This is a genomic window from Lentimicrobium sp. S6 (assembly GCF_013166635.1).
GTDB lineage: Bacteria > Bacteroidota > Bacteroidia > Bacteroidales > UBA12170 > UBA12170.
The window spans coordinates 1-13713 of the sequence record NZ_JABKBZ010000035.1; the positions used below are offsets into that span (position 1 = coordinate 1).

Annotated in this window: 12 protein-coding genes and 2 tRNA genes; 3 read left to right on the forward strand and 11 right to left on the reverse strand. The window is 34.8% G+C overall.

The window, feature by feature from the left end; translation table 11 throughout:
- Positions 1–120: 120 nt before the first annotated feature.
- The gene (locus HNS40_RS12360) at positions 121–1890 is read left to right on the forward strand and encodes a hypothetical protein (RefSeq protein ID WP_172281233.1); all 1770 of its coding nucleotides are present in this window, start codon (positions 121–123) and stop codon (positions 1888–1890) included.
- 423 nt (positions 1891–2313) lie between these two features.
- On the opposite strand, the gene HNS40_RS12365 is transcribed toward HNS40_RS12360, so the two are convergent.
- The 8 genes from HNS40_RS12365 to HNS40_RS23590 all read right to left on the reverse strand — a co-directional run bounded on the left by HNS40_RS12365 (position 2314) and on the right by HNS40_RS23590 (position 8927).
- Positions 2314–2388, reverse strand: a tRNA-Val gene (locus HNS40_RS12365).
- Between the two features lie 176 nt (positions 2389–2564).
- A tRNA-Val gene (locus HNS40_RS12370) sits at positions 2565–2639 on the reverse strand.
- Positions 2640–2738: 99 nt separating this feature from the next.
- A complete protein-coding gene (locus HNS40_RS12375) occupies positions 2739–3575 on the reverse strand; it encodes a S1 RNA-binding domain-containing protein (protein ID WP_172281235.1) in 837 nt (278 codons plus the stop codon).
- A gap of 26 nt (positions 3576–3601) precedes the next feature.
- On the reverse strand, positions 3602–4309 hold the full coding sequence (locus HNS40_RS12380; protein WP_172281237.1) for a 2-phosphosulfolactate phosphatase: 708 nt from the start codon (positions 4307–4309) through the stop codon (positions 3602–3604).
- Positions 4309–5973: a hypothetical protein gene (locus tag HNS40_RS12385; RefSeq protein WP_172281239.1), complete on the reverse strand. Its 1665-nt coding sequence runs from the start codon at positions 5971–5973 to the stop codon at positions 4309–4311. Before HNS40_RS12385 ends, HNS40_RS12380 begins: the two co-directional genes overlap by 1 nt.
- 1 nt (position 5974) lies before the next feature.
- Positions 5975–6988, reverse strand: a complete 1014-nt coding sequence (locus HNS40_RS12390) for a GNAT family N-acetyltransferase (protein WP_172281241.1) — start codon at positions 6986–6988, stop codon at positions 5975–5977.
- 16 nt (positions 6989–7004) lie between these two features.
- Entirely contained in the window at positions 7005–7403 is a 399-nt protein-coding gene (locus HNS40_RS12395) for a VanZ family protein (protein WP_172281243.1), read from the reverse strand.
- Between the two features lie 3 nt (positions 7404–7406).
- Positions 7407–8927, reverse strand: coding sequence for a sugar transferase (locus tag HNS40_RS23590; RefSeq protein WP_305847159.1), 1521 nt, complete (start codon positions 8925–8927; stop codon positions 7407–7409).
- A 129-nt stretch (positions 8928–9056) separates the two neighbouring features.
- Between HNS40_RS23590 and HNS40_RS12405 the strand changes: the two genes are divergently transcribed.
- Entirely contained in the window at positions 9057–9500 is a 444-nt protein-coding gene (locus tag HNS40_RS12405) for a DUF5606 domain-containing protein (RefSeq protein ID WP_172281245.1), read from the forward strand.
- 57 nt (positions 9501–9557) lie between these two features.
- Positions 9558–10586, forward strand: a complete 1029-nt coding sequence (locus tag HNS40_RS12410; protein ID WP_172281247.1) for a quinone-dependent dihydroorotate dehydrogenase — start codon at positions 9558–9560, stop codon at positions 10584–10586.
- A gap of 5 nt (positions 10587–10591) precedes the next feature.
- Here the strand turns inward: HNS40_RS12410 and HNS40_RS12415 are convergent, their stop codons facing one another.
- The 3 genes from HNS40_RS12415 to HNS40_RS12425 form a co-directional block, all read right to left on the reverse strand.
- Positions 10592–11035, reverse strand: a complete 444-nt coding sequence (locus HNS40_RS12415; protein ID WP_172281249.1) for a WG repeat-containing protein — start codon at positions 11033–11035, stop codon at positions 10592–10594.
- A 118-nt stretch (positions 11036–11153) separates the two neighbouring features.
- The gene (locus HNS40_RS12420; RefSeq protein WP_172281251.1) at positions 11154–12374 is read right to left on the reverse strand and encodes an L-serine ammonia-lyase; all 1221 of its coding nucleotides are present in this window, start codon (positions 12372–12374) and stop codon (positions 11154–11156) included.
- Positions 12375–12678: 304 nt separating this feature from the next.
- On the reverse strand, positions 12679–13692 hold the full coding sequence (locus tag HNS40_RS12425; protein WP_172281253.1) for a dihydroorotate dehydrogenase-like protein: 1014 nt from the start codon (positions 13690–13692) through the stop codon (positions 12679–12681).
- Positions 13693–13713 lie beyond the last annotated feature (21 nt).

Consider the following 13713-nt stretch of genomic DNA (forward strand, 5'->3'; position numbering starts at 1 on the left):
TGTAAAACTCTTTTACCTCAAAATAATCTAAGATAAATGCGGGTAAAAACTCTTGTAATATTGTTAATTCCAAAACTTAATTTTTGTCAGCTAAGATAAGGATTCCCCATAGTTTTTAATGTGACCCAAAATATTGATGCCTATTACCCGGTAAGAGCTGGTAATAATTTTTTAGTTTATACTCAAATGAACGATAAGGAGCAATTTTGGATGGTGAGTTTAACGAGTGGAAAACTCCTCTGGAAGCAAGATTTAGACCTTGACCATGATAAAGAGATTGCAGGTGGATTTATCAGTATTGAAGAAGATGAGGAAGCTAAAGGCTTAATGTGTAATCCTGTTGGAGATAGTAAAGGTGGTGTTTTTACCGCTGTTCATGACAGGTTAATATACTTTAATAAAAGTGGGGAAATTGTTTGGAACATACAATACCCAAGCATGTTTGGCGATCAAGAAGGATTCTTTAAAGCAGCCTCAGTATTGTATTCAAATATTTTCCCAGATATTAAGGGTGAAAATCTATACGTTTTTAGCGGTGGATATATGTCTTCTTTTAAAGTCTCAACTGGCGAATTAAGCTGGGATAAACCAGTAAAAGTTACTGGCCCAGTAAAAAACCTGATTTTTGAAAAAGAAGGTATGATATTAATTCCTGCCAGTGACAATAATGCCATGAAAAAACACAAGCTACAATTTGTTGATTATAATACCGGAGCTACAAAATGGGGCGAAAAAGGAATAGAATTTAAAGGAGGTTACATACAATCTCGATTCTGTAAAAATGGAATCGCATTCATTACGAAATCCTATATGGCTGAGACTTTTTTCTTAAACATCATCAATCAAGAAGAAGGGAGCTTAGAACTGAAAAAATCAATCAAAATATTCCCTGGGCCATACGAATTCGAAGAAGTTAAAGGTGGACTACTTATCTCATCTCCCCATGGAGCCAACATCTATAATTATGAGACAAAAGAATTAGTCATTAACAAAGAACTAAAAACGGGTGGAGATGATTTCCTTTTAAAAACCAAACACAAAGACCAAGTTTACTTCTACTCATCCGCAAAAAGATACATTATACAATTCAACACGAACACGTTAGAAGCCAAGCAATTCAATATAGACAAAATTAAATTTGATGGCGGTGACGAAGCAAAAGGATTAGATTCTTTTGAGGATGGTTTGGCTTTATATTCTGATCAAAACTTATTAAAATTAGACTGGGATGGTAAAACAATATACAAAAAATACTACCCTGCTCCTGGAGCTGGCTTTCTAAATGTAGCCGGAAATGTACTTGGTGCCACATTAAAGGTTATGGGTGGCTTGGCACAAGTAGCGGCATCACAAGCGATAGTTGCATCAGTAGAATCTTACGATCAAAATATGCGTGAAGGAATGGATGCTCTTGACAAAGCTTATGTAGAAACTAAAGGATATGACGCAGATCTCGCAGAATACCGAAAAGATGTCACAGAATACAAAGAAGGAATGGATGAAGCCAAACAAGAGCTAAACTCAGACATGCAAGAAATGGCTGCAATGGGTGTTTTAAACGCTGTGGATTTAGGAGATAATATCAAAGCCATTTCTGAGCGTTTTAAAAATTCTAAAGCCACTAAAAAATATGTCCTTTTAATGACAAAGGATAAAGAAAGAGGAGGGATAGGCTTAGCAATAGTTTCTAAATTAGATGGAGATATCAAAGGCTTTATCCCCATGAAGTTCAGTAAAGAAAACCCTTCTTACACAGTAGATCCATTTTCAAACATCCTCTTCTGGATGCCAAATCTAGATAATGGAACCAATACTTTTGGAAAATATAATGACATTAAAAAGATGGAAAAAAGCGGGACTATTCTTTCTTTTGATTTAAATACACTCTAATCAAATATGCATAACTCACGAACCGATGCAGAAATGTATCGGTTTTTTTGATCATAAAAAAAGGGCAGGTTTCAAAAAACCAGCCCTTATCAAAAACAAAAGTACAATCTATATGTTACAAATGATTGCAATCCGATTATTAACTAATAATATATTATGATATCAATAAATCCAAAATAATCGTATATATATTCGGGTTTGTGTCAAAACAAAAAGAACTTAGATTTTCAAAAATCTGATGGAACAAATATACCTTATCATAACAGCATTCTAATGGGGGAAAAACCTATTAACTTGAGTGTTTCAACCTAAGGGATTTCACTTAGGTTGGTATAAGAATATCGAACTTGCTTAAATTTAACTTTTAATTCTGTGTGAGCAAATAAAAAAAAGCACCTATAACAATGTTATAAGTGCTTGATGTGGGGACTGCTGGATTCGAACCAGCGACCCTCTGCTTGTAAGGCAGATGCTCTGAACCAACTGAGCTAAGCCCCCATTACATTTTGTACTTTGCTAATTCCTTTTTGTCCTTAGCGAGTGCAAATATAGAATATTTTTAAATATACGAATCAGATTTTTAAAATATTTTTCTGAATTATGATATTTGCATTTATCCAAGGTTTTAGACAAAAAAAAAGCATTCAAAACCTAAGTTTTAAATGCTTTTTTAGTGGGGACTGCTGGATTCGAACCAGCGACCCTCTGCTTGTAAGGCAGATGCTCTGAACCAACTGAGCTAAGCCCCCATTAAATTTTGCACTTTGCTAATTCCTTTTCGTCCTTAGCGGTTGCAAATATAGAGATATTTTGAAAATACAAGCCATTTTAGAACTATTATTTCAAATTTATTTTTTCACCAATCGTATCCCTTTATCTTCCAATACAATAAGCCTTTTACTATAAAGAGTCCCTAAAGCTTTTTTAAATACTTTTTTACTCATATGAAGAAATTCTGCTACTTCCATGGGATGACTTTTGTCGTGAAGTGCTAAATAACCATCATTTTTCTCTAATTTATCTAGAATTTTCTGAGCCGCTGGCTCAATACTTTCATAGCCCTGTTGCTGTAGACTCAAATCAATTTTACCATCTGGACGGATTTTCTTCACCCAAACCTTTAGTTTATCTCCTATTTCCAATGTCCTGAAAGTTTCACTTTTATATAGTAATCCTTGATGCGCATCCTCAATAATAGCTTTAAAACCCAAGTCTGATTCATCAATAATAATGGCATCTACTTCTTCACCTTCCTTAACTACGATATGTTCTGTAACCAGATATTTATTGAGCTTGGTAGTACCGAATAGTCGTTCAGTTTTCTCATCTAAAACTAAACGCACCACCACGGTATCACCTGCTGACATTCTATGTTGTTGCTCGCTAAATGGAACCAATAAGTCCTTTTCCATACCCCACTCTAAGAAAGCACCAAATGAATTGACATCTTTTACTAGTAAAAAAGCAAACTCATTGACACGAATCAAAGGCGTATCTGTAGTAGCTACAATTCTATCTTCAGAATCTTTATAAACGAACACTTTAACTTGTGTACCCTCCTCACAATTTTCAGGCACATATTTATTGGGCATCAGAACCTCATAATCCTCATCATCAACCAAATACCATCCATTATCTGTTTGTCTTTTTGCCGCTAGCTCGTTATATTCTCCTAATTGTATCATTTCAATATTTTTTTTGCAAAGGTAATTTAAACCACGAAATAACCATTCTTCAATTGTGGAACCACATTAAGGCTATCCAAAGTCAGACAATAATCCACATCATTCTTAAATCCTTTAGCCCTTAATAAATTTAAATGGTAACAGTCTTTCAAACTCTCTTGAAGCTTATTTTCATCTTTAATAGCTAATGCCATGGATTGTGCACTGTCACTCAGTTTATAGCCCTTAGTTCTTGTCAACCTGTTAACTAAAATACCTGCTGCTAATGAATCATCTAGACTAAATTGCCCATTAGTTCCAGAACAAATGATGGTGATATCCTCTTCTAATAAATCTAATCGTTTAACTACTGCTTTCATATTTACAAAAGCAGCTGTAACAACTTTTATAGCACGATGGGCTATTGCTACCGCTTGAGTCCCATTGGATGTACAGAGAACTATTTCTTTTCCATCAATAAGCTCGCTACGCATTTCAAGAGGAGAGTTACCAAAATCAAATTTCGCTAACTTTATGGCATTTCTCTCGCCAGCCAAAAGTAGATTAGTATTTTGAGTTTTTAGAGTTAGAGCCTGTTGAGAAGTTTGAACCGTCTTTACTTTTGTGGCACCATTTGCCAAAGCTGTGGCCATGACAGAAGTTGCACGAAGCACATCTATCACAACAGCTACTTGTCCAACTAATTCCTTAGGAGCCACATCCTGATGCCGAAATATCACATTTATTTCGTGCATTAGAAACCAATATTAAACCCACCTGACAATGTAGTCTGGTTTCCAATATAAAATTCTGGCGTCCATTTTTTTACCAATTCCTCATCTCCTTCAATATTGCTAATGGTGGCATTGGCCCAAACATATACATTATTTACTACTTCATATTTAATGTTCAAAGCATAAGTAGTATTCTTCCAAGATACTTCTTCCATAAATGGTACAGCAACAATAACATTTCCGTCTTCATATTTCTCATCAGGTCCATGGCGAGCAATAAAAGCCTCCCCTTTTATATGCAGGCCTCTAATGGGTTTAAACTTACAATAGAAATATATTTCGTCGCTATTATCGCGCAAATAATAACCCATATTGTAATTGTTAGACTCAAAAGTTGTTGTAGAAATAGGATGCTGGAAAGTTCCAGGCAAAGTTTTTGAATACTCAAATCCTATCTCGTAATTATTCACCACGAAATTACTTAACTGAAAACCGCCTTTCCAACTCCAGAAATTATGAAGAGAATCCGTTTTCATTCTATCGAACTTTATTTCATCAGAATATAAAGCGCCGTATAAATGCAAATGCCTGATCAACCTCACAGAAACATCAGCAAAGAGCTGAGAATTTTGTCCTGCTTGCCCATAACTATCTGTAGCATTATATGTATGGTCTATAGGTTTGTAAACAAATATGGGCATCCAGAAGGCTGGATGATCCACATCACTATAAACAATACTATTTCCTATGGAAACATTTAATCCTTTTATGGGACGAACAGTGAACATATTAGCTGTCATCCACTTTTTGCGAAATACGGAGCGATAACGAGGATCATTGCTTGTACCATCCCAATAACTACGCGCACTATCCACTACTTCACTCACCAACCAGCCATGAACATAATTAAACTCGAGCCAATAAGCAGGTTTTAACTTAATAGCTATTTGAGCAAACGATGGCTGCTTACCTGAGAAGATATTGGCGCCGTGGGTATTGGTTCCCCATTCAAAATGGTCTTTTATCACGCCTATTTCTCCCCAATTCCAACTAAAAGTAACTCCTCCTCTCATCTCACTCCAATCCACTCCTCCGTCTCTATACTTAAAATTCCCTCCAGACATGGGAGTCAAATAATCCGTCTTATTAAAAATAGTTGTACTATGATGATCTCGGAGACTGGCATAAACGCCAACATGCTCGCCTATATATCCATAACCTTGCAGCCCACCATAACTAAAAGACTCTGTTCCATTATCGTTATTAAACATATTATAACCGTAGACTGGCTGTATTTGAAAGCTAAATAATTTATCTTGATAGAATCCTCCTAAGGGATTGATATCTATTCCAAACCCGTCAGTTTTCTTAAGAAAGTTAACCTTAGGATTTAAACTCAACCTATCATGTAATTCCAAGGTAAAACCTGTCAAATAGAAATCAAGTTCTTTAGATTGTCTTTGAGACATTTCGTTACGATATCCTTCCGCCTCTTCCAGTTTCTCTGCGATAAAATTTCTGCTATAGGGTTTTATTACACTATTGATTTCTATCCAACCCTCAGTTGCCAATTCATCTAAATAATCATAGATATTTTCATTGCTAATATGTTCATACACCACTTGAGAATGTATATTAATCAAAGCCGAAAACATCAATATCAATCCTATTATATATTTCTTCATATTATGCATTTTTAGAAAATAGTTTTAGGAACATTTTAATGAACCAATGAAAAACTTTGTAATGGCTATTGGTAAAACGGCCATAATTGAGGATTCTTCCTCCAAATTTACTTTTAAACTCACGAACGCCATAAGAATGTGACGGTACTCCGGCACCCATAAAATCGAAACCTGTGAAGTCATTATCCATGGCATATTTTATACCTGCCCATGTAGCCATTACTGAAGGATAAGCGGGTTTACACTCTTGATCTAATCCAGCCACATACCACTCATATACCATTTTATGCTGATAAATAGGCAACATAATCCCTCCTACTATCCTCCCATCATAATGCACCAAAAGGTATTTCCCATGACCTTTTTGAACCACATGATTATAAAAACTCTCAAAGAAATGCCAATCAGGAAGTGGTTTATTAATTTTTGTGCGGTACAAATCGGCTAGAATCTCATAAAACTGATTGACTTGGCCAATATCTGGTTTTTTAATGATTTTAGCTCCATTGGCTATGGCTTTTTTAATCTGACGACGTTTACTTTTACTAAATGAAGCTTCCACATCACGATTAGTCAGAGGAATCTGATAATTCAAATGCGCCTCATATTTAAAGCCGTTCCTCAAGAAAACATCTATTTGATGGCTCCAACTGTGTAAATTTCTAATTTCAGAATAAATAGCTTTGTGTTTAGTAAAATCAGCATAGACTTTCAGTAATCCATCGAGTATTTTCTCCCCATTGGTAGGAATCAAAGGTCCTCCAACAATTAATGATCGCCTAAAAAACCTATCTGGGATTCGCTTACTTTTTCGTTGAATCACAAATAGGAATCCTCCCAGTAACTTTTTACTATTGCTATCTTTTGCCACACAATAAAAAGGACGAAACTCACTAGTGTGTATGTAAAATTCATAAAACAAACTCATTTGAAAAGAATTACCTCTGGGATGAGATTTTACAAAATCATCCCAAGAATCTCCAATATTGTTTTTATGAATGAAATATTCTATCATGAGGGTTTGAAGATAGCTATTTTTTATAAATCTGTTTCAAAAAAGCAGGAACTAGCAAATAAGTGGTCAATAAACCTGCCACATTATAAATCAAATCTAAAGGATTAAATGTCCTATCAGGAATCCAAATTTGATGTATTTCATCGGCACATGCAAAAATAACTAAACCAATTATTGCCCAAAAGTATTTTCTAAATGGAAAAACGCCATCGATACTAGATTTCCATACGATAAAGAAAGTCCCCCAAATGGCAAAAACTCCAAAGTGTTCCAGATAATCCAAACGGAAAGGTTCATTCCATATATTTATCTTTTGTGTTGGAATATTGGGTAAAGAAGACAATATAAAAATAGTTAATCCCCAAAGCCAGAATAGTATTTTAAATAGTTTCTTTTGTTGAAGTAGTTGCTTCATAAATTAATTACTCCTAGCCTTTTTAATGAGAATATTATAAAATGCTTTAAAGAAATAACTCACATCGGTTCTAAAAGGATGTTTTTCGTATGCTTCTAGGTATTTCATTTCAGACGCCATAATTTCTTCTAAAGTCACAGGCATATCTACGTAGAAAGGAGGAACTAAGCCTGGTTTATATTTTAACCTACGTTCTTTTAATTCATCGGAATAAAGATTAAAATAATGGGAACTTAATGGCCTTACACCAACAATTTTCATCTCTCCTTTAAACACATTGAGGAACATCGGAAGCTCATCTAACCAAAATTTCCTCATAAATTTACCAATAGATGTCACACGAAAATCATCGGCAAACTTCCCTCCATCTTGTAATTTATTCCTATCGTAAATATAGCCTTGTAAATATTCAGAATAAGGATGCATGGTCCTCATCTTATAAACTCCAATTTTATTTCCTCCTTTACCAAAGCGACGAAGTTTAATTAAAGGACCATAGGTTGGGTTGGAATCAAATACCGGCTCAGCAATCTTACGCGTCACAAAGTATAAATCAGAGCCTATCAACTTTTCTTCTACTATTTCGAATCCACAACTATAAAGTCTACCGAAAGTTTCGGCTTTTGACATCACCCTATTCCTTCCTTTCGTTAAAATAAAATATATTTTTTTTGTAGTCCATAATTTTGGCATAATACGTTTAAAACCAAAATCGATACTATATACAACCCAGTTAATCCCCGGTGGGAATTTTTTCAATATTCTTTGTTTGCGGAGCGTATAGGTTTCCACATAATTAAGATACAAACCTCCCATGGGTAGCTTGGCGTTCACCGCTTCAAAAAACTTATTGATTCGAAGAATATCATTGATTCTCTTTAAATTTACTACTGAGTTATACTCTGCCTTAGGTTGATTATAAATATTGAATTTAGTTGAAGTGGAAACCAACATAAGACTTGGGTCTACCAAAGGAATATGCTCATCAATAAACTTAAGCACCTCATTACCCACTTCACTTTGTATCAATTGATGTTTTTGCTCCAATCCCTCGCTTGACTTGGCTTGCTCATCAAAAGTTGGATATTCATATTCTTTTTTGAATTTTGGAATCTTTTGAAAGCGCTCCAAGTCATCCATTTCCTTATTCAATTCTCGGTTGTGAACAAAGAAAGAACTCGCTACGCCCTCTAAAATTGTTGCAAAGACAACTGTTAAAACAATCATTAACCTACTATAGCTCAAAGAAGCAAAAAAGATAACAAAAGTGATAGAAAATAGGATAAAGAGATTGCTTTTTATAATAGACAACACATAAGCTTTGCTATTCTTAGCCTTATTAGGATGATATTTCCCAAAAATAACAGACGAACCTATCCATACCGCTTCAAATATTAAAAAAGGCACCCAATAATAATTAAATACCGCCTTTTCCTTGCCTGTCTTAAAATAAGCAGCCAACATAAAGGCAATAAATACAAAGAGTATATCAAAAAGTACAAAAATCAGTGTGCGTTTCTTCATTGAGATTTTGATTTGCTTGCAAATGTAGTGAATTAGAAAAAAAATCAATTATTATACGTTAAATAATTAGTGGCTATTTCGAAATTATCGAATTTTACTACTTTTGCAGGCACAAATCAAAAAAAGCATATGGATTTAAGCAAAATTTTATCGATAGCCGGTAAACCCGGATTACACAAAATGATTTCTCAATCTAAATCAGGATTGATAGTAGAATCTTTATTAGACGGAAGAAGAATCCCTGCATTTTCACACGAAAGAATTAGCTCTTTAGAAGAGATTAGCATATTCACTGAATTAGATGATGTTCCTTTGAAAGAAGTTCTTAAGAGTATTTATAAGAAAGAAGACGGAAAGAAAACCATCAGTCATAAAAGTTCTGCAAACGAGTTAAAAGGATTGATGCTTGAAATACTTCCTGACTATGATCAAGAAAGAGTATACGTTTCTGATATCAAGAAATTAATTAGCTGGTACAATCTTTTAATCGAAAATGAACTGATTGATTTAGAAGAAGCGACCAAAGAAGAAGAAGAAGCAAATTCTGAAGAAGAGACTTCAACAGAAAAATAAAAAAAATAAACACAAGATTTTAGCTATTAAAATCTTGTGTTTTTTAAACTGCAAAAAATGTATAAACTCATTATTCGTCCAGTTCTTTTCCAAATGTATGCTGAGAATGTTCATCATTTGATCAAAAAGACCTTGAAAATTGGATTTGCTATTCCATGCATTAAAAACATAGTGAGAGGATGTTATGCAGTTAAAGATAGTCGCTTAGAACGAGAAGTCTTTGGCATCAAGTTTAAAAACCCTGTTGGAATTGCTGCAGGGTTTGACAAGGATGCACAAATGTTTAACGAGTTGGCAGAATTTGGATTTGGTCATATAGAGATTGGTAGCGTAACTCCAAAAGCCCAGCCCGGAAATCCCAAACCAAGAGTATTCCGCTTGATTAAAGATCATGCGATTATCAATAGAATGGGCTTTAATAATGGCGGTATCGATTTCGCTGTTAAGAATTTAAAAAAGAGAAAAACCAAGGCTATCATAGGAGGTAATTTAGGCAAGAACACCGCAACACCAAATGATATAGCTGTACAAGATTATTTAGCTGTATTCGAAGGGTTATTTCCCTATGTGGATTATTTTGTGGTGAATGTAAGTTGCCCCAATGTGACTAATCTTTGTGAATTACAAGATCAAGACTTTTTAGAGGAAATTCTTTTTACAGTACAGAAAGCCAATAATAAGAAAGCCAAACGTAAACCTGTTTTACTTAAGGTAGCTCCAGACTTAAACGAGAAACAGCTTGATGAAGTAATCGATATCATTAAGAAAACCCAGATTGACGGCGTAATTGCTACGAACACCACCGTTACACGCGAAAACTTAGAATGCGAATTTGAATCGATAGGAAACGGTGGACTCAGTGGAGCTCCTCTAAAAAACAAGTCTACCGAAGTGATTAGATACCTCGCTACCAAGAGTAAAAAAGCATTCCCTATTATTGGGGTTGGAGGAATTCATACTGCAAAAGACGCACTTGAAAAAATAGAGGCTGGGGCTGATTTAATTCAAGTCTATACAGGATTTATTTATGAAGGCCCAGGAATTGCCAAAAGAATTAATAAAGCGATTTTAAAATCAATGAAATAATATAATTACTGTATTTTATTTCCTTCTTTATCTAAGAAAAGCCATTTTTCACCCATTCTTACCTTCAATTTCCCATCGTTAACATCCTCGGCTTCGTCGAATTTTATTTCAATAACAACTTTTCCAGTTAAATCCACATATCCAAATTTCTCTCCCTTCTTTACCACGGCTAAACCACCCTCAAAATACATCAAGTCATTATCATATTCAAATGGCACCACCTCGTTTCCTTTCAGATCTATTAGACCCATTTTTCCGTTTAAAACTACCGAAGCATAGCCCATATAAAAACAATCTGCTTTCTCGTAAACATGAGGAATGACTTCTTTTCCATCATTATCTACGAAGCCCCATTTACCCTCATCATTTTCTGAGGTAAAAACATCTTGACCAAAGGAAACAAGAGCAAAAAGACTAAATATTAAGCTGAACAAAAGTGATTTCTTCATAATAGATTTCATTATATAATTTGGCTTGCAAAAATAATATTTTTTTAAAATGCTCAAAATTCATTTTCAAGATTCAAAAAACAACCTTATGAATATTCCGCATAGAACATTAAAAGGCTTACATATAACCTTCTCTCCTCTTTGAAAACTTGGCCAAACCTCCAAGAGAAGTCTCCTTATATAAACTAGGCAAATCATGTCCTGTTTGTTTCATAGCCTCTACGGTTTCATCAAAACTGACCAAGTGCGTGCCATCACCCAAAATAGCGAAGCTGGCGGCATCTATGGCTCTGACAGCACCGTGTGCATTTCTTTCAATACATGGAGCCTGAACTAAGCCCGCTATCGGATCACAAGTCAGGCCTAGGTGGTGCTCCAAACCTATTTCTGCAGCATACTCAATTTGCCCAGTACTTCCACCTACTAATTGTGCGGCAGCGGCAGAAGCCATAGAACAAGCCGCTCCAACCTCTCCTTGACAACCTACTTCAGCGCCAGAAATGGAAGCATTTTCTTTAATTAAATTCCCAACAAGACCTGCTGTTGCTAAGGCCCTTATTATTTTTTGATCGGTAAATTGGTAAGATTCCTGAAGAAACAAAAGAACAGAAGGTAAAATCCCACAGGAACCACAAGTAGGAGCAGTTACAACAGTTCCACCGCTGGCATTCTCCTCACTTACTGCTAAAGCAAATGCGAATAATTTAGATGTATTTTGTAAATGACGCCCCATGGTCTTGGAACGAACATAATAAGAGCTGGCTTTTCTTCTAATACCTAAAGGGCCAGGTAGAACCCCTTCATTTTCTAGACCATTTCGGATGGTGGCTTTCATCTGGGTCCAAATATCAGCTAAGAATGTTTTAAAATCGTTATCCTCCACCTCAAATACATACTCCCAATAGGATTTACCGGTTTGCTGTGACCAATCTAATATCCCAGCCATGGTGCGATAAGGATAAAGGTTTGCAGCCATTTGCATTTCGTCTTTATCGGCATCATTTACTATTCTACCTCCACCAACACTATAAACTAAATTCTCAGCTTGTAGACTATCTTTCTCGTCAAAGGCTTGAAATAATAAGGCATTGGAATGAAACTCTTTTCTTTCTTCAGGTTTCCAAATAATTTCTAGTTTTTTATCTTCAAAAACCTCCTCAATGGCTTGATCAGTTAAATGGCCTTTACCAGTTAATGCCAAACTTCCAAAAAGAGTCACCTTAAAACTTGAATACTTTTCGTTTTTTGATAAAAATGCAATAGCCGCTTTTCGAGGCCCCATGGTATGGCTACTTGATGGTCCTTTTCCTACTTTATATATTTCTCTGATGGATTCCATAATGTTGGTATTTGAAACGGCTAAATTAGGAAAAAGCTAGGATAAATAGGTGTTATTTTGTAAACCTAAATATTAAAAATCCTATAGTTTGAAATCCTAATAAAAGAAAGAATTTCTTCAAGTGGAATTTTATTATTCCGACCAATCAAATTAGTTAATGAGCTAGATAAGTATAAAGAATGCTTCGGATTAGGAAAATCAAAAACTACTTTATAAGAAAACATAGCGCTTTACACTATTGTATTAAAATAAAAAGGCAAAACCCTTTCGAGTTTTGCCTTTTAAAATAGTATTGACCCCGTCATTATACCATCGTATTCACCTTATAGAGTTCTACTTTTTTCATTAAAATATCCACATATTGTGCACGCGTGTAAGCGTAAGGATCTTTTAGGTTGTCTTTGGAGAGGTTACCTCTAAATTCATCTAAAGATTTATAATCTTTTCCATCCATCCAAGCTTCCATATCTTTTAACATGGTTGTAATATAATCTAAACCATTCTGATAAAGTGTACTAACCACTTGAACAGCTTCAGCTCCAGCTAAAATCATTTTTATGACATCTTTACCCTCGATAATTCCACTATTTCCAACTAGGGTAGCTTTCATTTTGCCATGTAACATTCCCATATATCTTAGTGACTGGCGATAATCTCCTTTACCACTCTTGTTAAAATTAAAAGTCAATTCCTCAGTATCAATATCTATATCTGGTTGGAATAATTTATTAAACAATACCAATGCATCAGCTCCTGCGCCTTCCATCATATGTGCAAAACGAAGGGTGTTGGTATAGTATGGACTCAGTTTTACTGCAACTGGAATTTTTAAAGCCTCTTTTACAGCAGAAGTAATATTCAATTGTTCTTCTAGAATCTCTTGACCTGATACACCAAACTCTCTTGGAGTAGCATAAAAGTTGAGTTCAATACCATCAACTCCTGTTTTCTCAATTTCCTTGGCATAATCTACCCATGTCTCTTTATAAACACAATTTAAACTTGCAATCAATGGAATATTCAAAGCTTCTTTGGCTTTCTTCAGTTTAAGAAGAAAATCTACAGGCCCAGCATCCTTCATATCAGGATATATATTAATCATTTCAGCATTTCGATTATTATACTCCGCCATAGCTTCTTCTTCAAAAAAGTTCTCTAGCTGTATTTGTTCTTCAAACAATGATTTATAAACAATTGCTCCTGCTCCTGCTGCTTCTAGTTTCTTTAAATGATTTAAATCGGTAACCAAATTACTAGCTCCAACTACTATGGGGTTCTTTAATTCTATGCCCATATAATTTGTTTTCAACTTACTCATATCTTTATATATTTAGTTTTT

Excerpts from the sequence above, each read along its gene's own strand:
- HNS40_RS12375 (WP_172281235.1), bottom strand. The coding sequence starts at position 3,575 with ATGATACAATTAGGAGAATATAACGAGCTAGCGGCAAAAAGACAAACA.
- HNS40_RS12380 (WP_172281237.1), bottom strand. The coding sequence starts at position 4,309 with ATGCACGAAATAAATGTGATATTTCGGCATCAGGATGTGGCTCCTAAG.
- HNS40_RS12385 (WP_172281239.1), bottom strand. The coding sequence starts at position 5,973 with ATGAAGAAATATATAATAGGATTGATATTGATGTTTTCGGCTTTGATT.
- HNS40_RS12390 (WP_172281241.1), bottom strand. The coding sequence starts at position 6,988 with ATGATAGAATATTTCATTCATAAAAACAATATTGGAGATTCTTGGGAT.
- HNS40_RS12395 (WP_172281243.1), bottom strand. The coding sequence starts at position 7,403 with ATGAAGCAACTACTTCAACAAAAGAAACTATTTAAAATACTATTCTGG.
- HNS40_RS23590 (WP_305847159.1), bottom strand. The coding sequence starts at position 8,927 with ATGAAGAAACGCACACTGATTTTTGTACTTTTTGATATACTCTTTGTA.
- HNS40_RS12405 (WP_172281245.1), top strand. The coding sequence starts at position 9,057 with ATGGATTTAAGCAAAATTTTATCGATAGCCGGTAAACCCGGATTACAC.
- HNS40_RS12410 (WP_172281247.1), top strand. The coding sequence starts at position 9,558 with ATGTATAAACTCATTATTCGTCCAGTTCTTTTCCAAATGTATGCTGAG.
- HNS40_RS12415 (WP_172281249.1), bottom strand. The coding sequence starts at position 11,035 with ATGAAGAAATCACTTTTGTTCAGCTTAATATTTAGTCTTTTTGCTCTT.
- HNS40_RS12420 (WP_172281251.1), bottom strand. The coding sequence starts at position 12,374 with ATGGAATCCATCAGAGAAATATATAAAGTAGGAAAAGGACCATCAAGT.
- HNS40_RS12425 (WP_172281253.1), bottom strand. The coding sequence starts at position 13,692 with ATGAGTAAGTTGAAAACAAATTATATGGGCATAGAATTAAAGAACCCC.